The 22,204-nt window shown below is 64.8% G+C and carries 15 protein-coding genes; 6 read left to right on the top strand and 9 right to left on the bottom strand.

Going from position 1 to position 22,204, the window contains the following annotated elements; all coding sequences use genetic code 11:
• Window positions 1-86 precede the first annotated feature (86 nt).
• From MT490_RS11030 to MT490_RS11005, 6 genes are all read right to left on the bottom strand, one after another.
• Complete coding sequence (locus MT490_RS11030; protein ID WP_297387255.1) at window positions 87-1,061, bottom strand: hypothetical protein; 975 nt, start codon at window positions 1,059-1,061, stop codon at window positions 87-89.
• A complete protein-coding gene (locus MT490_RS11025) occupies window positions 1,058-1,864 on the bottom strand; it encodes a hypothetical protein (RefSeq protein WP_297387253.1) in 807 nt (268 codons plus the stop codon). Before MT490_RS11025 ends, MT490_RS11030 begins: the two co-directional genes overlap by 4 nt.
• A 1-nt stretch (window position 1,865) precedes the next feature.
• Window positions 1,866-2,285 (bottom strand): DUF6152 family protein, encoded by a 420-nt coding sequence (locus tag MT490_RS11020; protein ID WP_297387250.1) that lies wholly within the window; start codon window positions 2,283-2,285, stop codon window positions 1,866-1,868.
• Window positions 2,286-2,350: 65 nt separating this feature from the next.
• Window positions 2,351-3,682 (bottom strand): SMP-30/gluconolactonase/LRE family protein, encoded by a 1,332-nt coding sequence (locus MT490_RS11015; RefSeq protein WP_297387247.1) that lies wholly within the window; start codon window positions 3,680-3,682, stop codon window positions 2,351-2,353.
• Window positions 3,683-3,862: 180 nt separating this feature from the next.
• Entirely contained in the window at window positions 3,863-4,699 is an 837-nt protein-coding gene (locus MT490_RS11010; protein ID WP_297387244.1) for a DUF6644 family protein, read from the bottom strand.
• Window positions 4,696-5,322: a DUF6644 family protein gene (locus tag MT490_RS11005; protein ID WP_297387240.1), complete on the bottom strand. Its 627-nt coding sequence runs from the start codon at window positions 5,320-5,322 to the stop codon at window positions 4,696-4,698. The genes MT490_RS11010 and MT490_RS11005 overlap by 4 nt, the downstream gene beginning before the upstream one ends.
• 379 nt (window positions 5,323-5,701) lie before the next feature.
• On the opposite strand from MT490_RS11005, the gene MT490_RS11000 reads away from it, so the two are divergent.
• The 4 genes from MT490_RS11000 to MT490_RS10985 all read left to right on the top strand — a co-directional run bounded on the left by MT490_RS11000 (window position 5,702) and on the right by MT490_RS10985 (window position 14,936).
• On the top strand, window positions 5,702-8,341 hold the full coding sequence (locus MT490_RS11000) for a TonB-dependent receptor (protein WP_297387237.1): 2,640 nt from the start codon (window positions 5,702-5,704) through the stop codon (window positions 8,339-8,341).
• A gap of 17 nt (window positions 8,342-8,358) precedes the next feature.
• Window positions 8,359-8,928, top strand: a complete 570-nt coding sequence (locus MT490_RS10995) for a hypothetical protein (RefSeq protein WP_297387235.1) — start codon at window positions 8,359-8,361, stop codon at window positions 8,926-8,928.
• Between the two features lie 891 nt (window positions 8,929-9,819).
• A complete protein-coding gene (locus MT490_RS10990; RefSeq protein ID WP_297387233.1) occupies window positions 9,820-12,783 on the top strand; it encodes a TonB-dependent receptor in 2,964 nt (987 codons plus the stop codon).
• Window positions 12,784-12,839: 56 nt separating this feature from the next.
• Window positions 12,840-14,936, top strand: a complete 2,097-nt coding sequence (locus MT490_RS10985; RefSeq protein WP_297387229.1) for a glycoside hydrolase family 9 protein — start codon at window positions 12,840-12,842, stop codon at window positions 14,934-14,936.
• A 104-nt stretch (window positions 14,937-15,040) separates the two neighbouring features.
• Here MT490_RS10985 and MT490_RS10980 read toward each other — a convergent pair whose 3' ends face one another.
• Window positions 15,041-16,384, bottom strand: a complete 1,344-nt coding sequence (locus MT490_RS10980; RefSeq protein ID WP_297387226.1) for an alpha-L-fucosidase — start codon at window positions 16,382-16,384, stop codon at window positions 15,041-15,043.
• A gap of 113 nt (window positions 16,385-16,497) precedes the next feature.
• Complete coding sequence (locus tag MT490_RS10975; RefSeq protein WP_297387224.1) at window positions 16,498-18,051, bottom strand: alpha-L-fucosidase; 1,554 nt, start codon at window positions 18,049-18,051, stop codon at window positions 16,498-16,500.
• A gap of 281 nt (window positions 18,052-18,332) precedes the next feature.
• Here MT490_RS10975 and MT490_RS10970 point away from each other — a divergent pair, with 281 nt between their 5' ends.
• Window positions 18,333-19,118, top strand: a complete 786-nt coding sequence (locus MT490_RS10970) for an IclR family transcriptional regulator (RefSeq protein ID WP_297387222.1) — start codon at window positions 18,333-18,335, stop codon at window positions 19,116-19,118.
• A 155-nt stretch (window positions 19,119-19,273) separates the two neighbouring features.
• Window positions 19,274-20,281: a zinc-binding alcohol dehydrogenase family protein gene (locus MT490_RS10965; protein ID WP_297387219.1), complete on the top strand. Its 1,008-nt coding sequence runs from the start codon at window positions 19,274-19,276 to the stop codon at window positions 20,279-20,281.
• 37 nt (window positions 20,282-20,318) lie between these two features.
• Here the strand turns inward: MT490_RS10965 and MT490_RS10960 are convergent, their stop codons facing one another.
• Window positions 20,319-22,199 carry a glycoside hydrolase family 97 protein gene (locus tag MT490_RS10960; protein ID WP_297387216.1) on the bottom strand — a complete coding sequence of 627 codons (1,881 nt, stop codon included), beginning with the start codon at window positions 22,197-22,199 and terminating at the stop codon, window positions 20,319-20,321.
• Window positions 22,200-22,204: the final 5 nt, after the last annotated feature.

Here is a 22,204-nt window from a genome sequence, read left to right as displayed (position 1 = left end):
TTACCTCCCCCTCCGTCGCCTTCGGCGACACCTCCCCCTGGCGGGGGAGGATTGAAAACTCTCGATCGCCTGAATGTCGATTCGCCCTAGCGCGCGATCACCGGTCCGTCCGAGGGCACGCCCACGGCGCCGCCGCCGAACGGGCCGTTATTCTCGACGCAGATCCGCTCGGCATGCTCGTAGCGCTTGGGCTGGCCCGGCTGGTTGACCGGCTGGACGTCGAAGTTCCAGCCATCGGGCTCGTCGGCAGCGGTGTAGCGCCGGACCGGAATGGTCGCGGTCCATGGCCGCGCATAGACCGTCGGGTCGGTGAAGGTCGCGACATAGTTGAAGCGCTGGCCATTACTGTCGAACACATAGCGTTCGAGGACGGTGGCGTTCTCGCTCATATAGTCGCCATAGCGGCCGAACAGTGCCTTGCCGTTGTTGTTGGTCACCTCGACGACCAGCGTGTTGCCTTCCCAATGCCCGCGCGACGCGCCGTTCCACAGCTTGATCGAAGGCGCGAGACGAGGCGCGTCGTCCAGCCGCACGAGCCGCCATCCGGAATCGAACCAGAACAGCACCGCGCCCGGATATTGGCGGATCTCGAAGCCATGCCACATGAAGGATTTGGGCGAGCCGGCGGGGGCGCAGCGCGCGAGCGGCTCCACGTAGCGGGGCTTGACCGGATTGGGGAAGTTCTTCGCGAAATCCTGCTGGAGCGCGCGGGCTGCTGGCAGATAGGGGATCTGGCCGTCGGCCGGATCGGACACCCGGCTCGGCGCGCGCTGGTCGCGCGGCAGGCGCGCCGCGCTCGACGCCTCGCCCGGCGGGCCGGCCTGGGGATCGGTGAAGTTGCCGTGGTTGCCGACCGTGTTCGAATAGAAGCCCGTGACGTCGGGCTGCCCGTCGGGCGTGCGCGGCCCCGTCCATGCTCCCGAGGCGATGACCGGGACGTCCTTGCTCCGGCGCGGATTCTCCGTGCCCCCGGCCTGGGCCGGCGCGGTCTGCGCCGCCAGGGGCTGTGCGCCCCCGATCGAAGCGGCGACGAGCAGCAGATAGGGAGTGCGACGCATCATTTGCCGTCCTTGTGCGGATAGAACTGCTCGTATTCGAGCGTGTAGCAATAGTCCTCGATCAGCTGGAAATCGCGGTCGCGGCGGCGGTGGAGCAGCACGTTGACCGTCCACGGTTTGCTGAACACCTTCGGATCTTCCAGCGTCGCCGAATAGGCGATCGTATCCTTGTCGACGAAGCTCCAGCGCTCGACGACGTGCAGCGCCTCGCTGTGATAATTGCCGGCGCGGTCGAGCCAGGTTTCCTCGTTGAAGTCGGTGACGTCGACGACCAAAGTGTCGCCTTCCCATTTCGCGCGGGAATCGCCGAGGAACAGCTCCTGGTGCTGGTCGACCGGGTGCAGCGAGCCGTCGGTATGGATCACGCGCACCTGGTTGCCGAACTGGTGGATCAGCGTCAGGTCCGCGTCGCGCTGGAGGATCTGGAAGGGCGCCCGGTAGTAGACGCCGCGCGGCACCCCCAGCACCCAGCATTTGAGCCGCGGATCCTCCTTGGCGCGCGCGGCGAAGTTCGCCTGCTTCCGGGCCAGCGCGCCAGGCAGATAGGGGATCGCACGGCCCTCGACCACGCCCGGGCTCGGCGGCGCGTCGCGCCGGCCGGCATGCGGCTCGAGATCGTAATCGGCCTCGCTCAACGTCTCCCATATACCGGAGAAATCGGGCTTTCCGCTGGCCAGCCGTGGAATCGCGGGAGCCGGCGCATTTGCCGCAGCCGCCGCTCCGGCGGCCTGGCCCACCGCCGCGGCCGGAACCAGCGCGAGAAGCGCCGCCGCCGTGGCGAGTAACCTTGGGGATGCCATCGTCATCTCAGCGACCGGTCGGCCGCGGGGCGTCGGGCGCGCCGCCGGTCTGCACCTTGCGCCCGCCCGGCAGCACGATCACCGTGGCATAGCCGAAGGGGCCGCCATTCTTGGCGCGGAAGCCGTTGACGCGGATCTTCGTCCCGAAGGCGACGTCGGCCCTGTCCAGCCCCTTGGCGCGGAGCGAGCTCGGCGTACCGAACTCGAAGCCCCAGTTGGTCACCTTGCCGTCCCGCCCGCGCACGTCGACATAGATCCAGCTGTGCGGATTGACGAACCGGGCCTTGGTGACGACGCCGTCGATCGTGACCGGCTTGGAGGAATCGAATTCGGCGGCGAAGGCGTGGTGGGCGATGCTGGGCGCCGACAGGGTGACGGCGGTCGCGGCCAGCCCGGCGGCGGCGATCCAGAAGAGCTTCCTGCGCATGACGGTTCCTTTGGTCAGAATTGCGCGCCTCCCGGCACGCCGAGTGCCGGCGAGGCGACCGGGCGTCATTTGCCCGGCCGGTCGACGCCGTGCGTGAGGGTGGCGATGCGGAACACCGAGCCGCGGCCGACGGCATAGAGCTGCGTGCGATCCTTGCCGGCGAAGGCGAGGTTCTGCGGCTTCTTGGGTAATGCGATCGTGCCGAGCGCCTCGCCCTGTGGCGAGAAGATCTCGATGCCGGCATTGGTGGCCACATAGACGCGGCCCGCCTCGTCGGAGACGATGCCGTCGGCGCCGCTGCTGGCAGTGGTCGCTTCCTGCTTGAAGCCGGCGAGCCTGGCGAAGTCGCGCCGCTCGGCGAGGCTGCCGTCGGGCTTCACGGTGAAGGCGATCAGATACTCGCCCGCGGTGTTGGCGACATAGACGGTCTTCTCGTCGGCGCTCAGCGCGACGCCGTTGGGCCGGCGGATGTCGTCCGCCGCCAGGTGCAGCTTGCCGCGCCGGTCGAGCCAGTAGAAGCCCGACTTCGCCGGGGTCGCCGGCGCCTGCGCGCCGTTGCCCGGATTGGCGCCGGGGTCGGAGAAATAGATGTCGCCGGCGCGCGCGAGCGCGAAATCATTGGGCCGGTTGAGCGGCTTGCCCTCATATTTCGCCGCCAGCACCTTGGGCGTCGGCTGCAGCACCGCGATCGCCGACGGCGCGGTCTGGACCGCGAACAATTCGCCCTTGGCGTTCAGCGCCAGCGCATTCGCGCCTCCGGTCTTCTCGAGATAGGTGGAAGCCGCGCCGTTGGGTGCGATCCTGACGATGCGGTCGGCGCGGTTCTCGGTGAAGAGCAGCGAGCCGTCGGGCAGCGCCACCGGGCCCTCGGTTCCCTCGAAGCCCTCGCGCACGACCTGGACGCGCGTGTCGGCGGCGACTACGCCCGCGATCGCCGGCGTTACGAACTTCTTGCCGTAGAGCGTGCCGCCCTTCGCGGCATAATCCTCGATGCCGACCGCGCCGACCACATTGAACCCGCCGTCCCGCAGCACCGAAGCCGCCCTGCCGGCGCGGCCGGCATGGTTCGAGATGGTCACGATCTGCCGGTCGCGCGGGATATAGGGCAGGAACCGGTCGAGCTCCGAAACCTGGATGTTGAGATAGACCGGCACGGTTCCGGACGCCGCGATCTCGTCCGCGCGCCGCACGTCGATGAACGTCACCTTGTCCGGCGTGGCGAGCAGCGCGTCGACCTGCGCGCGATCGAGCACCGGCGCCTTCGCTTCCGGCTGCGCGGCGGGCGCGGACTGGGCGAAAGCGGTGCCCTGCGCGGCGGCGAGCGCGATCAGCGCAGCGCCGGCCAGGCGGCCGACACGCTTGGAGAAGATGACGGATCCGGTGCGACTCTCAGACATGCGTAACCCCCAGAGCTGGACAAGTTCATGAGGGGCCTATGGGCCGGCGCGGCCAAACGGAACGAACGTGTCGTTCGATCCATATTAGCTGGAGCGATAAGCCCCGGCGGCGAAGTCGCAGCACGAAAGCGGCACCGGCGAAGCGCCGATGCCGCTTGTCTTTGCAACACGGGAAGAGGGTCAGCTGAAGCCGATCCAGCGCCCGGCCGCGGCCACCGTGATCCATGCCAGCGTCGAGGCGAAGGCTGTCAGCCGCGCGGGGGAAGAGGCGACTCGCCCGGGCTCGCGCCGCTCGAGCGCGCTCACCGCCGCCACCAGCGCCGTGGCGCCTATGATGGGGGCGAAGGGAAGCCAGACCGGCCCCTGCGCGCCGTCGCCGCTGATCCATTCGACCGCGAGGATACCCCCGCCTAGGATCGCCGCGAGGCCGAGGAGATAGAGGCGGCGCCAGCGGGTGGTCAGCGCGGCGAACAGGACGAAGCCGGCCAGCGCCACCAGGAACGCGCCCGACCGCAGGCCCTCGCCGGCCATGAACAGCCACAGCGAGGCGAGCCACCATATCGTCGCGAAGACCGCGAGGACGCTGCCGCCGGCACCTGCGTCGGCAGTGGCGGGATCGTCGCGCCGCGCCGCGCGCACCACCGCCAGGCTGAACAGGATCGCGGCGACCAGCGCCACCATCTTGACCAGGAAGGCCGCGCTTCCGAGCATCGTGTTGACCGCGGTCAGCCCCATCGCGAAGCCGGTCGCGACCGTTCCCGCGATGCCGGTGATGAGCCAGGGACGCGTGGCGCGTTCCACTTCCCGCGCCGGCAGCCCGCCGAGCGTCGCGCCGAGCAGCCTCAAATTGAGGATCAGCACTGCGCCGCCCAGAATGGCGAGGAACAGCAGATGCGCGGTCTCGACGATCGCGAAGATCCACACCGTCTCGTTGACGTAGCGGATGAAGGGCAGCTGCGAGATCTTATCGATCTGCGCGGCCAGCGCGGGCGCGAAGTCGCGGATGGCGGCGCTCATTGCGCGAGCTCCGGCGCGATCGCGGCGAGCGTCGCGTCATGTTCCCCGCATTGCGCGGCGGCTGCGGCGAAGCCGGTGGCGGTCTCGCAGCGGAACCAGTCATAGGCGACGTAGCGGCCCGCGACGATCACCACGATCCACAGGCTGAGCGAGACCGCCGCGGAGGCGCGGGCCGATGCCGGCGGCCGAGGCGCGAGGTCCCAGCTCTCGCGATCGGCCTGAACGCGGTGGTGGAACAGGAAGATGTTGACCGCCGCCGCGAGCAGGAAGCCGATCTTCAGGCGGAAGATGAAATTGTGATAATATTCGAACGGGTTGGCGAAGAACAATGCGAGCCCGGTGATCAGCATCACGGCAAACCCGCCGACCGTGTAGGGAAGGATGCCGGCAGTGACCTTCGACACCGGCGTGCCGCGCAGCACGAGACCGAGCAGCCGGAGATCGACGAACAGGATCGTCCCCGCGAACAACATCAGCGTCAGGACATGCGCGCCCTCGAGCAGCATCCACAGTTGCTCCGAGGACTGGAGCTGGGCGCTGAACGACGTATCGGACAGCACATGCCCCGCCGCGTCGCGATGCGCCCCGAACACGAACTGCAGCCAGGCCATCAACTGGGACAATGCACTCTCCCGCGCGGTCGTATCGATCGCATGGCACTAGGCCCGAGAGGCGTGGGGCAGAACCAAACATTGCTCATTAGAATGTGACGCGAAGTGCTTTGGGCGTCCGGCACTCCCCCGGGGCCCGCGCGGATAGATGCAAAGCTTCTATCTAAATGCCCAATTATCGGTTCCGTCCGCCCTTTCGCCGGTTCCATAGACGATGCGCGAAGCCAACGGGCTTTGGTTCGACGATCTCGTCTGTCCGCCGAACATGGATCGTCTCTGCACGCGGCAGTCACAGCGATTGCCGCGACGGCAACTTGTACTCTGATTTCCGGGGGAACCAGAAGTGAATCACGTCAAGGGTCGCGCCGCCTCCGTCCGCAGGAAAAGGAACGTGCTCCACGCAGGGGCGGCGATATCGATCTTTATGCTCGCCGGGGTTCCCGCGCATGCGCAGACCGCGCCCGACGCGCGCGAACGCGATCTGCAGATCGAGAACCAGGAACTGCGCAAGGAGATCGAAGCGCTCAAGCGGCGCCTGGGCGAGGGATCGGGCTCCACACCGGTCGAAGCACCGCAGCTGGCGGCGGTCGGCGCGTCGGCCGATCCGGCGCCGACGCCCGCTGCCGCCGTGGCCGAGCAGCCGCGGGGCGGGGACGAGATCGTGGTGTCCGCACGCAACCGGCAGGAGCTTGCCCAGGATGTGCCCCTCCCCATCACGGTGCTGGGCGGCGACACGCTCGACCGCGAGGACATCAAGTCGATCTGGGACCTGCCCGCCAAGGTCCCCAACCTTCAGCTCAACAATCCCGGCGAGAATGCCCGCAAGGTGAGCCCGTCGATCCGCGGTCTCGGCCGCGGCGGCGCCAACGATTCGATGGAGCAGAGCGTCGCGGTCATCGTCGACGGCGTCACGCTTTATTATTCGGGGCAGGCGTGGAGCGACTATGTCGACCTCGACCGGATCGAAGTGCTCAACGGGCCGCAGGGGACGCTGCTCGGCAAGAATTCCTCGCTCGGCGCGATCAATATCGTCACCAAGGCGCCCAGCTTCGACAGCCAGCACAGCTTCGAGATCTTCGCGGGCGACCTGAACACGCTGAGCGGCAAATTCTCGGCGACCGGGCCGCTGGTCGGTGACACGCTCGCCTATCGCGTCAACTTCGTCGCCGATCGCAGCAACGGCATCTACACCAACACCTATCAGTCGTTCGGCCGGGCGAAGGAGACGTGGCGCGAGAGCAACAAGCTGGCGGGCCGCGCACAGCTGCTCTGGAAGCCGTCGGACAATTTCACGGCGCGCATCATCGCGGACAAATTGCGCTCCGACGAGCGGGTCAACACCGGCAACACGCTGATTTCGAACGGCCCGGCGACCTATGCCGACGGCAGTGCGCGCCCGATCCTCACGCCCATCGCCTATTCGCCGGTGGGGACCTATGCCACTTACGGTTATCTCGGCCGCTTCACCCAGAAGGCGGCGTGGTTCCACAATGCCGACGGGACCGTCTACCAGCCCCCGTTGGGCACCACCGACATCGCGAATTCCGAGGCACGGCCGCAGATCACCAACCAATGGGGCATCCAGGCCACGCTCGACTGGAATCTCGGCGGGCACACGCTGACCTCGATCACCGCCTATCGCTACCAGGATTTCGACATCAAGAATGGCGGCCAATACGGCCAATTCTACATCAGCAATGGCGGCCAGCAGCTGTGGAACCGCCAGTTCTCGCAGGAGCTGCGGCTCACGTCGCCGGGCGGCGGGTCCTTCGACTATCAGGGCGGCGTCTATTATCTGAACGCCCGCGTCTACAGCGACGATCCGAGCTATTACGGGCAGGATGCCGGCGCCTGGTATGCGAGCGCCACGCAGTTCCGCACCCTGATCGCCGACGGCGCCGGCCGGGAGCTGCTCCGGAAGTCGCTGGACGGCGTCTACAATTCGCGGGTGACCGATGCCCGGGTGGAGAGCCTTGCGGCTTATGCCCAGGCCGACTGGCGTTTCGCCAAGGGCTTCACATTGAACTTCGGGGTGCGGCAGACGCACGAGAAGAAGACCAACCGGGTGTCGCACGAGCTCGACCGGCCGGGCGAGAACCTGACGGCGCTGGGCACCGCCCTGAACGCGAGCGGCGCCCAGATCGCGGCCGCACAGGCGATCCGCGACGGCCAGATCGACCCGGCCTTCGGCTGGCGCGACGGCAATCCGATCGAGGCCGACCTCACCGCCGCCAATATCGGGCTGAGCTACGACGTCACCGACGACATCCTGCTCTATTCCTCGCTGGGAAAGGGCGTGAAGTCCGGCTTCATCTTCTTCGCCACCGACGAGACCGCCACCGAAAGCCATATCAAGCCCGAGCAGACCTATGACATCGAGCTGGGCCTGAAGAGCGCCTTCTTCGACCGGCGGCTCCAGTTCAACATCAACGGCTATTATACGCGGATCAAGAACTACCAGGCATCGTGGCAACGCGAGGATCCGCGGCGGCCCGGCAGCTTCATCAGCGGCTGGGGCAATGTCGAGCGGATCGGGGCCAAGGGCATCGAGCTGCAGACGCAGTATCGGCACAGCCGCCACCTGACCCTGAATTTCGCCGGCGCCTATAATCTGGCGAAGTACGAGACTCAGTGGCTGGCGCAGCGTCCCGAGATCGCCGCCACCGAGTTCTTCGACCTGGAGGGGAAGCAGGTCACCGGCGTTCCCAGGCTGACGCTGAGCTATGGGCTCAATTACAGCGTGCCGATCGGCGGCTATCTGGGGCGCATCACGATCGCGAACGCGTTCCGTTCGGGCTATTACCAGAACGACAATCACGCGGCCTTCACCTATCAGGACGCCTATAACCTGACCAATCTCGGCCTGGGCTTCGGCGCGGAGGACCGCAGCTGGGAAGCCGCGCTGCTCGTCAGGAACCTGTTCGACCAGGAATATTATACCAGCGCCAGCACCTGGTCGAACAGCGCGGCGCAATCGGTCACCTGGGGCGCTCCCCGGACGCTGATCGTCTCCTTCCGCTCGCGGCTCTGATCTTGGAGGCTTCCGATATGTCGCGACGGCTCCAGAGGAAATGGTCGAAGATGCGGCTCGGCCAGCGGCAGGCGAAGGCGCTCCCGCCGCTGGCCGCGGCGCTTCTGCTCGCCATGGCGGCGTGCAGCGCACCCGAGGCGGCGAACCGCCAGGCCGCGCAGGATGAGCCGCTGGCCCAGGCCGCGGCGGACGACGCTCCTTATTACGCCGAGCTCCCGCTCAACGAGCTGATGGTGCACGTGCTGCAATATTCGGCGGACGGCATCTGGGAGCGCCAGGGCTCCGTCGTCGACGCGGCCGGCGAGCATTCGCTCTTCCCCAAGAACGACGAGGAATGGGAGAAGGCCGAAAGCGCGGCGCTGACGCTAGCCGAAGTGACCAACACGCTTCTCGTGCCCAGGCGCCGCGTGCGCGAGGCCGAATGGGACCGCGCCGTGGAAGCGGTGCGCAAGGTCGCGATCGAGGCTGCCAAGGCAGCCGAGAAGCAGGACAAGCAGGCCTTCTTCAGCGCCGGCGAGAAGCTGGATGCGGCCTGCGACGCCTGCCACATCCGCTACGATCCGCGCTTCAAGCCGGTCGGTGGATGATGGGGCGAGGCCTGGTTGCCGATAGATTGCCATCGGCCCGGGGCCAGTGACGTCAGCGAAGTGCCTTCGTTCTCGCCATTCGCACGGGATCGATTGGAAGGAAGAAGAGGGTGGCGGCCGCCTCGCTCCGATGTCGAGCGATCGGGTTGAAAGCGACGCGGCGGGGCCCACCGCATTCGGATTCACGGCCAATAGGTCGCATGCCATCCGCAAGCGGTGAAGCTCGACTCGTTTGACGCAGGGTCCACGGCGCGACCGCTCGGCAGAGAGCTTCGCAATGAGTTCCGCCACCGCACGCGTTGATGTGATGGATCCAGGACTGGCAGCTGGGGAGGCGGCGCGGCCGTTTCGATGGGTGCTAGCTTGAGTCGATAACGAGCTTTGATTCCATATATAAAATATACAACTCGAATATGCCAATTCTGCAGGCGCCGCGTTGGGGCGTGTCTGTGGTGAGGGATGGCTCCCCACGGTTACTCACAGCTCGCCCCAGATCGTTAGAAACAGCCCGAATCTTCGTACCTTAGTTCTCGGATCCGCTTCCTCTCTGCGGTTGGCCATGTAGCTATCCAGCCACAGTGCGCGAGAGAAATCAAAGCTGTTGCAGATCTGCATGAATCTCATTAGGAGATTTCTGTTTTCGTAGATAAAAAGAACATGCGAGGACGGAAAAGGGCCGCACCGGACATAAGCACTGGCGCGCCCTCCAGAGGTTCAAGAAGCGGCTTCAAGAGGAGCCGGGTTGGGGAGGCTGCTGAGATGATAAGAATGAGCGAGAATATGACGTCGCGCCGCATGCGGAGTTTCTCGCGTGCCGGAGTATCTCTGTGCGCGTTGGTCGCGGCGGGGCTTGCGACGCCCGCCTGGGCTGCGGAGCCCACGGAAGAAACAGTGTCGCAAGGCGCTCCCGCGGCTTCGCAGGATACTCCCGAGCCGAGTGATCAGGACGCCCAGGACGCGATCGTCGTCACCGGGCGACGCGCGGCGCTTCAGGCGGCCGACGAGCGCAAGCGCAACAGCGAGACCATCATCGACTCGGTCGTGTCGGACGAGGCAGGCAAGCTCCCCGACAACTCGATCACCGAAGTGCTGCAGCGCGTAGCGGGCGTTACGATCGTCCGCTTTGCCGCGCTGGGCGATCCGGACCACTTCTCGGTCGAAGGTTCGGGCGTCCAGGTCCGCGGCCTTTCAGGTGTCGCGTCGCGCCTCAATGGCCGCGAGATCTTCAGCGCCAACAACGGCCGCGCATTGCTGTGGGGCGACGTCACCCCCGAGCTGATGGCCGCGGTCGACGTGTACAAGGCCTCGACGGCCGATCTGATCGAGGGCGGCACCGGCGGCCAGATCGACCTGCGCACGAAACTTCCCTTCGACTATTCCGAGGGATGGCATTTCGCCGCCACGGGCGAGCTCAGCATGGGGGATCTGGCGCAAAAAGCCGATATGGCCGGGTCGGGCCTCATCGCCGGCCGCTGGTCCACGCCGATCGGCGACATCGGCATCCTTGCCGATGTGGCATATAGCCAATTCTCCTCCAGCTCGCAGTTCTTCCGGATGGAGCCCTATTTCCGGACGACGGTCGGTGGCGCGAGCTACTTCATCCCGGGCGGCTTCGACTATGGCGAGGAGCGGTTCCAGCGCAAGCGGAGCGGCATCTATGGCGCGGTGCAATGGGCGCCGAGCGACGCGCTGACGCTGACCGGAACCTTCTTCCAGTCGCGCTACAAGAATAAGCTCAAGAGCTGGGGCTCCTTCGTCACGTCGCAAACCCTCGGCGTCGATCCGGCGACGAGCAAGTTCGACAGCATCGGCGGCCTGCTGTCCTCGGATTCGGTTTTCACCCGCGATACGGGGACCTTCCTGCCGAATGGTTCGGCCATCAACAGCGGCGGCAACAGCGCCTTTTCAAAGAGTGACTCGCTCACCCGCGATTACGCGCTGTCGTTCGAATGGGCGCCGTCCGATAGCCCGCTGGCGATCCGGGGCGCGATCCAGCGCGTCGATTCCACCGCGAACAGCGATGCCCTCAACATCTTCCGCGACGTCGCCTTCCCCTCGAGCTTCGGCCTAGACCTCACGGGCAACCTACCGCAGGTCACCTTGCCGCAGAGCGCGACCACGGGCTTCGACAATCCGGCGAATTATTTCTGGACGGCTACGATGCCGAACACCGTCGACAATACGGGCCGACTCGACTCGGCGAACCTCGATCTCGAGTACAAGTTCGGCGACGGGTTCTTCAAATCCGTGAAGATCGGCGGGCGCTGGGCCGAGCGGACCGAGCGCGACCTCAACACCGGCTTCAACTGGTCGGCGCTCGGCCGCGGCTGGAACGGAAGCGCAACCGTCAACGCTCCGCAGCTGACGTTCGCCAATGCGGCGCCGGGCGATATCGAGAAGCATGTCTTCAAGGACTTCTTCCGCGGCGGCCTGCCGGTGCCGGCCAACCTTATGTTCCCGTCGCAGGCGCTGGTCGGCCAGCTTGACCGCGATCTCGTTCACCGGGCTCCGCCGGTCAACTTCTGCGGTCCGTTCGATTGGGGCAATGCCACCTATTTCAATTGCTCGTCCGCGGGGCCGCTGCCTGCTTCCGGCTATGGCGGGCCCGGCTATACGCGCACGAACGGCGCCTTTGTGCTGCCGCAAGACCAGACCGACTATCTGACGCGGACCTGGGCGGGCTACGCGCTGGTGCGGTTCGGCCAGGAGGATGGGCTCGGCATCTCGGGCAACGTCGGCGTGCGTGTCGTGCGCGTCGAGAACCGGAGCTCCGGCTATTATACGCAGGGCGCGAACCAGTTCTTCCGCGACGGAACGCTCGTGACGCTTCCCGAGCGGTCCGCGGTCGTCAGCAATGGCGCCAAGTTCACGCGCTTTCTTCCGTCGGTCAATTTGAGCTTCGCACCGAGCGAGTCGACCAAGATCCGGGCCGGCTACAACATCACCATGGACAATGCCTCGTTCAGCGCATTGCGGGCGTCGGGCGGACTCGGCGTGACAACGGTGGACAATCCCAACAATCCGACCGATCCGAACGCACCGCGGCTTCCACCGATCTTCGTCAATTTCACGACGAACTCGGGCAATCCGACGCTCAAGCCGACCATGTCGAACAACTTCGACCTGTCGTTCGAATGGTATCCGCGAGCGGGCACCACGTTCCACGTGGCCGCGTTCTACAAGCACATCTCCAATCTTCCGATCTACACGCTCACGCAGCAGCCGGTCACGGTCCATTACGCCGACGGCTCGAGCTCGGAGGAACTGGCGGCTGCGACCGATGCCGCCAACGCGGTCGATCCGGCGAAGATCAAGGGCATCGAGATCGGCGGACGGGCCTTCTTCGATATGCTGCCCGGCCTGCTCAGCGGCCTTGGCATCGAGGCCAACTACACGTTCATCGACAGCAAGAACCCCGGCGATCTGTATCGCGACATCGATGGGGTGTCGCACAACGATGCCCCGGTACAGGGTATGTCCCGGCACAATTTCAACGTGTCGCTGATGTATGAGAGGAATCCGATCTCGTTCCGGGTCGCCTATTCGTGGCGGTCCAAATATCTCCAGTCGACCAACAGCAACGGGACGAATCCGCAATATAGCTTCTTCTCGGGGCCCGGTGTTTCCCGAAGCGTGCAGATCGCCTTGCCGGTCTATGGCGATGCCTATGGCACGCTCGACGCGGGTGTGCGCTTCAAGGTGACCGAAAACTTCTCGTTCTCCGTCCAGGGCACCAATCTGTTGAACGCGACGGCGCGCACCTTGATGGGCGGGTATCCCGACGACACGCTGTACGTCCGCAGCTGGTTCCAGAGCGACAGGCGCATCAGCACCGGCATCAATCTGGCATTCTGAGACCCTCCTGGTGGCGGGCCGTAACAAGCCCGCCACCCTTTTTTCGGAGTGCATCCATGGTTTCCGATGGCCGGCGGATCCTGATTGTGGGAGGCGGGACCGCGGGGTGGCTGACGGCGGGCTATCTCGCCAGGGCGAGATTCACAATCGGGAAGAAAATGATGAAGAGTGCCCCGTTCGATAGCAGCCGTCGAAAGCTGCTTCTCGTCGCTGGTGCCAGCCTCGTTCCGTTCGCCCTGGCCGGTTGCGGTGGGGGTGGCGGGGGAGCGGGAACCGGCGGCGGTGGCTCGCCCACGCCCGTGCCTGTTCCCACACCGACTCCCGCGCCGGCCGCGACCATGGTGCTGGGTCCGGCGATCGTCGTGGATCAATTCGGGTATCTGCCGGCGCGAGCCAAAATAGCCGTGATCCGAGATCCGCAAGTCGGGTTCGACGCCTCCGATTCGTTCGTCCCGGGAACCGTCTACGAACTCGTCAACTCGACGACGAATGCCGTGGTTCATTCGGGGAGTCCCACCGCCTGGAACGCCGGCGCGACCGACCCCGGATCCGGGGACAAGGCGTGGCATTTCGATTTCAGCGCGATCACCGCCGTCGGTGACTATTTCGTTCGGGACGTCCAGCGCAACGTCAAATCGCCGACGTTCAAGATCGCCGCGGATGTCTACGCACCCATCCTTCGTGCCGCGGTTCGCGTCTTCTACTACCAGCGCGCCGGGCAGCAGAAGACGGCCGCCAACGCGGGCGTCGGCTATGCGGATGGCGCCTCGCACATCGGCCCGCTCCAGGACAGGAACGCTCGCCTCTACAGCGCGCCCAACGATGCCTCCGCCGAGCGTGATCTGTCCGGGGGCTGGTACGACGCCGGGGATTTCAACAAATACACAAGTTGGACGGCCAGCTACGTCATCGATCTGCTGCACGCCTATCTGGAAAATCCATCGGCATGGCGCGACGATTACAATATTCCGGAATCGGGCAACGGCATCCCGGATATTCTCGACGAGGCGAAATGGGGCCTTGATTGGCTCTGCAGGATGCAGGAGCCCAACGGCTCGGTCCTGTCGATCGTGGGGCTCGCGGGCGCCAGCCCCCCGTCGGCGGCAACCGGTCCCAGCCGTTATGGTCCGGCCAGCACTTCGGCTACGCTCGCCTCCGCAGGCGCCTTTGCGCTCGGGGCCAAGATATTGGGCACCGTCCCGGCGCTGACGGCCTATGCGTCGGGCCTTCGGGCGCGCGCCGAGAACGCCTGGAACTGGGCGGCCGCCAATCCCAATGTCACCTTTCGCAACAATGATGCTTCGAACGGCTCGGAAGGGCTTGGCGCCGGCCAGCAGGAAGTCGACGACTATGGGCGGCTTACCTTGAAGATCGCGGCGGCAATCTACCTATATGATCTTACCGGAAGCGCGGTCTACAATAGTTTCGTCGATGCAAATTACACTCAGACCCATCTGATTCAATGGAACTATGTGTATCCTTTCGAGCCGCAGACCCAGCAGGTATTGCTCTATCATGCGAGCCTGCCCGGAGCGACTTCCTCGACAGCCACTTCCATCAGGAATATATACGTCAACGGAATGGAATCCGATATCAATTGGGGTGCCGTCGCGAACAGATCGGACCCTTATATGGCCTATCTAAAGGACTATGTGTGGGGCAGTAACGCCGTAAAATGCCACCAGGGCAACATGTTCGCCTATCTTGCCCGATATGGGTTGGGCTCCCATGGAGCGGAAGCCAATATGGCCGCCGCCGCTCATTTCATCCATTATCTTCATGGCGTTAATCCGCTGGGCAAGGTTTACCTCTCCAACATGGGGTCGTTCGGTGCCGAGAATTCGGTCGATGAGTTCTATCACACCTGGTTCTGGAACGGTTCGGCCCAGTGGGACAACGTCAAGACGTCGACTTACGGCCCCGCTCCCGGCTTCCTGGTCGGCGGGCCGAACCCGTCCTATGATTGGGACAACCGCTGCCCTGGTGTAAGTTCGGCGTGCGGGTCGGCCAAACCCTCACCTCCAGCCGGCCAACCCCCGCAGAAGTCCTACAAGGACTTCAACGACAGTTGGCCGCTGAACTCATGGTCGGTCACTGAAAACTCGAACGGCTACCAGTCGGCCTATATCCGTCTGCTTGCCCGCTTTGTTTGACAAACAGGGTAGGTATTCCATTCATCGGTTCCGTCTCCGTGATTGCAATCGCGGGGGCGGGCGCGGTTTCCATTCTGGGAACATGATTGCGCCGTCCTGACGGATCAGCGACCTGTACCGCCGCCTGGAGCCTCGAGTTCAAGCTTCAGGACCGTATCGACGGAATCCCGGGCGCGCGGGGCCCGGATCCTGACTTCCCCTTGGCTCTGCTGCAGAGCGATTTTCTCGCCGTCGACCATGTTGGTGGCGCGCAACACACGGCCGGGCAGTGCGGGAATGGCCAGGGTTTCCTGCGGCCAGCTCAGGACGTGCAGATAAACCGTTCGGCCGCGATGCGTCGTTCCGTAGCTGCCGTCCACCGGCTGCAACGGCCCCGGGCGCGTTCCGAAAAGACTTTCGCCGTAGCGTTTATTCCAGGCGCCGAACGCATGGAGCAATCGTTCCTGGCCTTCGGGGACCACGCCGTCGGGATCGGGCCCGACATTGACGTGCAAATTGCCGTTACGGATCACGGCATCGACGAACAGTCGCTTCAATCGATCCAGCGGCATGAGCTGCTGCTCGCGCGTATATCCCCAGGCTTTCTGATTGAGCGAGAAGGTCTTCTCCCAGGGTTTGCGCCGGATCGGACCCGCGATTGGGCCGGCTCCTTCCTCGGTGTCGAAATCTCCTTGCCAGCCGGAGCGCGGATTGATCACTACCTTGGGCTGATGCCGTCGCACTTCGGCATTCAGGATCTCCGGGCGCCAGAACCAGGCGGCATCGGCGTCGGTGCCTTGGTGCGCCAGCCATCCGCCATCATACCAGAGGATATCGATGCGCCCGTAGCGCGTGGTCAACTCGCGGACCTGGTCATAGGTCTGCTTGCGGAAGGCGGCCGCATTCTCCGGCATTTCGCGGATGTGGAAATAGGCCGGGAACCGCCAGTCCAGCGGAGAATAATAGAGCCCCACGCGCAGCCCCTGATGCCGTGCCGCCTCGACGAACGGCTTCACCAGGTCGCGGCGGGCCGCGGAATGCATGGCGTCGAACCGGCCGAAGCTGCCGGGGCTGTCCCACAGGGCAAATCCGTCATGATGTCGTGCAGTAAGCACGATGTAGCGGGCGCCGGCGCCGCGCGCGATCGCCGCCCAATGCGCGGGATCGTAGCGCTTGGGAGCGAAACGCTGCGCCAGCTTCGCATATTCGGCGGCGGGCACCTTGTCGTTGAACATGTGCCATTCGCCGACGGCTGGAATGGCATAGAGCCCCCAATGGACAAATACGCCGAGCTTGGCGTCGCGCCACCAGGACATGTCCGCTTCCGACAGGCGCAGTTCCGGGGCAAGGGCGGTATTGCTATTGGCGGTTTTCAGCGCCGACTTCTGTTCGTCGGTGGTAACCTGCTGGATGGTTGGTGACCCCGCCACGGCGGGAACGCTGCACGCCATGCCGAGTGCCAGCAGCATTGCAAGGCGCCGCTTGCGGTTCCGCGCGCTGGGAAGAGCCCTGCAATCCGTGAAGCGCTCCAAGACTGTCTCCTATGTTCAAACGACTTCGCGGTGTCGCCGAGGTCGGTCCGCTAGAAGTCGATCTTGAAGACGCTGGCGTGCCGCGTGGGGAGCGTATCGGGAATTTCGAGGGCCAATCCGCTGCTCGTTTGCCGGAAGTTGATCGGGGCGCGATGGCCAAGCAATCGGACCCGTTGCACGCGACGCGGCTCGAGCGGATTGCCGACGGCGAGTGCGGCGATCGTGGTCGTGCCCGAGGGTTGGCCGAGCGTGATGGCATAAAGGGCGTCGCCCTTGGTGGTGAACCGGATATCCCGCGCGGTATAGTCGGCCTTTTCCTTGAACATGCCCGCGGCGGCTTCGGTCGGTCCCTCGCCGAACACCTTCCAGGGCCGCGTGTCGTGAATCGCCTCCGAATTGACCTTCATCCAGGTCGTCAGCTCGGCCAGCAACTGCTCAGACTCGGGCGGCAGGCTGCCGTCGGGATATTGCACGACGTTGAGCAGCATGTTGCCGTTCTTGCTGACGATATCCGCCAGCATGGCAATTACTTCCGGCGCAGTCTTGTATTTGTCGCGGTCGTTGAAGAACCAGTCGCCATTGGACGTGTCGGTTTGCCAGGGCAGAGGATTGATGCCCTTGAGCACGCCGCGCTCGACGTCCTGCACGCCCCATTCCTTGTGGAAATCGCCTGCACCCCAATCCTTGCTGGCGTACACCGCCTCGAGGCCGCCGCTGCGCGCCATGTTGCCGTTGTACAGATGCGCGAGCAGCGAACGCCCCACCGCGCCGAAGGGCAGCCCGCCGTCCGAATAGAGTAGGTCGGGCTGATACGAGTCGATCAGATCGCGGATGCGTTCGAACCAGTGGGCGTGAAATTTCGCGTTCCGAGTGTACCAGCTGGCCGGCGTGTTGAGGTACGGTTCGTCGCGGTTGTCGTGATAGAGATCCGAGTATCGCGGATCCGCGCCGTCGTAGCGCACGCCCAGCTTCGGCCAGAACTGATCGTAGAGATGGTTCGGATGCCACCAGGTATAGCTGGCGCCCAGATGCTCGGACACGCCGAACCGAAGCCCCCGGCGCTTCGCCGCGGCCTTCCAGGCGCCGACGATATCGCGCTTCGGCCCCATGGCGACTGCGTTCCAGCGATGGTGCCTGGATTTCCACAAGTCGAAATTGTCGTGGTGCACGCCCATCGTCACGAAGTATTTCGCGCCGGCTGCGGCATATTTGTCCATCAGCGCTTCCGGATCGAACTTCTCGGCTTTCCAGAGCGGGAGGATGTCCTTGTATCCGAACTCGGAGGGGTGGCCGTAGGTCTTGGCATGGTGATCATAATGCGGGTGACCCGGCACATACATGAAGCGCGCATACCAATCGCCTTGGCGGGCCACCGACTGAGGCCCCCAGTGCGACCAGATCCCGAGTTTGGCGTCACGGAACCATTCAGGGGTCTGATAGGCCTTGAGCGATTCAACGGTCGGCTTGAAACGACCGGGCGCGACCTCGAGCCGAAGGTCCTGAAGGGCGTCGCGATCGCTCGCGCCGCGCGCGCGCGCGGCCAGCCCCAGGCCTAAGGCGGCCGCCGGCGCCAGCAGGACGTCGCGCTTGCTGAAAGTAACCATCACCCTGCCTCCGTGCATCCGATCGATCGCGACGCTCATGCGGCTCCAGAAAGAATCGGTCCTGGTCGCGCCGTTGCGGAGCGATTGCATATTTGCAAATAGATTTTCAACTTATAAGTTCGCCAATCGGGCATGCCCTCCGCGATTCCTGCGCACAGGACGTCGGCGGTCGACCAGGACCACGATCCCGGACGCTGCACCAAAACGTTCCAGCTTGCATGACACCGATTTCCGCGCGAGATCACGCCGCTGCGGTGCGTCCGAATGGATTGAGAGGCATAATGGCACGTTCTGGGCTCAAGGGGACCTACGCCGCTCCCGCAATCGAGAAGGCATTCGAAGTCTTCGAGCTGCTTGCGGCCAGGCCTGAGGGCGCATTGATCACCGAGATGGCGGCCGATCTTAACCGCACGGTCGGCGAGCTCTTTCGCATCGTCGTGGTGATGGAGCAGCTCGGTTATCTGCGTAAGTCAGAGGCAACCGATCGCTACACCGCGACGTACAAGCTTCTCGACGTCGCATTTCGCGCGACCCCCTCGCAGGATCTCATTCGCGCGGCGATGCCGGAGATGCAGGCGCTGGCGCTCGAAGCTGGGCAGTCCTGCCATCTCGTCGTGGCCAACGGAAGCCGCGGAATGGTGGTGGCGCGGGAGGAGCAACCCGGCACGAGGGGGTTCGCGCTCAAGGTTGGGGCGCATATCGATATCATCCAGAGTTGCTCGGGACAGGTGATCCTGGCCTTCTCGAATCTTCAGCGCACCGAGCGGATCGTTCGCGCGGCCGAAGAGGAGCAGGAAATCTCGGTCGACCGCAGTTGGCTGGCGGAGCGAATCGCGGCCATCCGGCGGACAGGGTATGACAGTCGCAAAAGCCCGATAACCCGCGGCGTGACGGACATCAGCTTCCCCGTATTCGGGTTCGACCGGAACGTCGTCGCCGCGCTGACGATCCCCTTTCTGGAGCTGATCGACGGGTCGCAGAAGGTCGATATCGACGCAGCGCGCGGGATGCTGCGAACCGCGACCTCGCGCATTTCGGATCGTCTCGGCTACCAACCGGGTGGCTGACCGCCAGCGTCCGAACCCGAACGACCGCCAATCCGTGAAACCTGCGCGCTGCCGATCCGGCTTGCTAAATCGAGTATCTGTTCTCGTGTATGCGGAAATGAACTTGTAAATACGAAAATCGCCGTGCAACGAGACGGCAAAGGAGGCTCGCCACCATGCGTGCTATCGTCTGTCAGGAGCCGTTTCGTCTCGGTTCGATTCTAAGGGAGGATCCGGTCGCCGGGCCGGGCGAGGTTGTGGTCCGCATCCGCAGGGTCGGCCTGTGCGGTACGGATTATCATATCTTCGCGGGCAGGCATCCGTTCCTCACCTATCCGCGCGTCATGGGCCATGAACTCAGCGGCGAAGTCGCGGCGCTCGGCGCGGGGACGGGGCTGCGCGTCGGGCAGCTCGTCACGATCAACCCTTATATCGCATGCGGCGCCTGTATCGCTTGCCGCAAGGCCAAGCCCAACGCGTGCGTCAACATCAAGGTGCTGGGCGTCCATGTCGACGGCGGCATGTGCGATATGCTGGTCGTCCCCGAAAGCGCGGTGATCGACGCCGACGGGCTCTCGGCCGACCAGGCCGCAATGGTCGAGTTCCTTGCGGTCGGCGCGCACGCGGTGGCGCGCGCTCCGGCAGCGGGTGGCGAGAGGATGCTCGTCGTCGGTGCCGGTCCGATCGGCATTGCAACCGCGCTCTTCGGGCGGCTGAACGGCTTCGAGGTAAGCCTTGTCGATCGCCGGCAGGCCCGGCTCGAATATGCGCGCGATCGGCTTGGCTTCGACGGCGTGTCGGCGGACGCAGATCTGGAAGACGTGCTCGGTCAACGGACACACGGGGACATGTTCGACGTGGTCGTCGACGCCACCGGTTCGCTTCCCGCCATGCGCCGCAGCCTCGGACTGGTGGCGCACGGCGGCGCGCTGGTGCTGGTCGGCGTGGCACCCGGAGAGCTGACTTTCGAGGATCCCGAGTTTCACAAGCGGGAAGCCACGTTGATCGCAAGCCGCAACGCGCTGCCGGCGGATTTCGAACGCGTGATCGCCGCGATCAAGTCGGGCGATATTCCGACCGATGCATTGCAGACGAACAGCATCGACGCGGAGGAACTGCCGACCCGCATGCCCGATCTCATCGCGAACGCGGATTCGGTACTCAAGGCGATCGCGAAGTTCTGACCACGGTCCGAACTCTGCTCAAAGGATCAACGACGCCTCATCGGACCGGCTCGAGAAGAACGGCCGCGCCGCCGCCTGGGCGCATGCGGATGCTCAAGCTGTCCCGGCGTGTCGCGTCGGTCGTTGTCCGCACGACGTCATTGGCTGAGGCGCCATCCTGCCAGATCGTCGCCCGGTATTTGCCAGTGCCAAGGATCCGGAGGGGAATTTCAACATCGCGCCCCTCTTCATTGGTCATGGCGCCGATGTACCAGCTCCTTCCCTTGCGGCGGGCGAGAACGATGAAGCTGTCGGGCGATCCGCTGATGAATCGGGTTTCGTCCCAGGCCGTCGGAACCATCTCGAGGAACTCGAAGCCGGAAGCGCGGGCATAGGCCTCCGGCGCGTCCGCCACCATCTGCAACGGACTGTCGTACACGACGAACTGCGCCAGCGCCTGGCCACGCGTATTCCGGGTCATCGGCATGACGTCCTGCGCCTTGTAGGACTGGGGCGTGCTGTTGCGAAATCCGCCGGGCGTAAAGTCCATCGGCCCCAACAGCATACGCGTGAACGCCAGTTTCACATTGTGCCCCGGCGTCACCTTCCCCCAGTCGAACTTGTTGTACTCGGCCCCCATCACGCCTTCCTGCGTGATGAAATTGGGCCAGGTTCGCGCGAGGCCCGCCGGCGGGAAGGCGCCGTGCATGTCGAGCAGAAGATGGCGTCGCGCCGTCGCCGCGGCCAGGCGGACATAGAAGGCGACCATTTCCTGGTCGTCGCGCTCCATGAAGTCGACCTTTACGCCCTTGATCCCCCACCGTTGATAGGTGTCCAGAACCTCGTCCATCCGGGGCTCGATATGCTGCCAGTGAAGCCAGAGCAGCAGGCCGACGCCCTTGCTCGACGCATATTCCACGAGGGCGGGCACATCGATGGACGGCTCGCTCCTCGTCACGTCGGTCTTCGGGTCCGCGGCGCAACAGGGACCGGTGTTGAGCGCCCAGCCGACGTCGATCATGAAATAGGGGAAGCCGGACGCGGCTGCGAAATCGATGAAGCGGCGATATCGCTCCATGGTCGGCTTTTCGCCCACGATCGGACCGGACCACCAGTCCCAGGCCGCCTTGCCCGGCTTCACCCATGCGAAATCGCCCTTTGGAGGCGGCGACAGGCTCTGGATCAGCGTGGACTCGATCAAGTCGCCCGCGCGGTCGCCCATCATGACGACACGCCACGCACTCCGCAGCCCGTCGGGCGACAGGACCGCCACGTCCGGACGATCCGGCCGCGGCGTCACTTTCACTTGCAGACCGTCGGGAAGGGGCGTGAGGCTCGATCCCGCATAGGCCTCGATTCCGGCCTGTGCGAACGCGAAATGCGTGCGGCCCGACACCGATGCGCAGAGAGCCGGCAGATCGTAGAGCTTGGCCTTGTCGAGTTGCGAGATCTTCAGGGTCTGGAACGCATTCTCGTGCGAGCCGGAATATTCGGTGACTTCGCAGGTCGGATCGCCAACGAACCGGAACCCGGTCTTCTCTCCCCGCAGCGCAACGGGTGCGCCTTTCGGCAGCAGATAGCGAAACGCCACGCCGTCATCATAGGCGCGAAGCTCGAGCGTGATGCTGCGCCTGGCGCCCGCGCGCTCCCGGAAGCGGATAGTCGCCCCGTTGTACCAGTCCCGCGCGCTATTCGCCTTGGTCGCGATCAGCGAAAGTTCGCGGCGGCCGCTCTGCCGCGTGACGTCGACGAGCTCCAGGCCCGAGAAATCGCCGCCATCCGCGAGCTCCAGCCCCAGAGGCGATGCCGCAAGAATCCGTTCCCCCCTGCGCGTGACCGAATAGCTTCCGCCATCGGAAGCGACAGCGATGCTGACGCGGTCGTCGGGGGAAGCCAGCACGACCTGAGATGCGGCAAGTACGGAAGCGAGGAGGATCACATTTG

It is taken from the genome of Sphingomonas sp. (assembly GCF_026460985.1).
Taxonomy (GTDB): domain Bacteria; phylum Pseudomonadota; class Alphaproteobacteria; order Sphingomonadales; family Sphingomonadaceae; genus Sphingomonas.
This window is presented reverse-complemented; position numbering and strand designations above follow the sequence as displayed.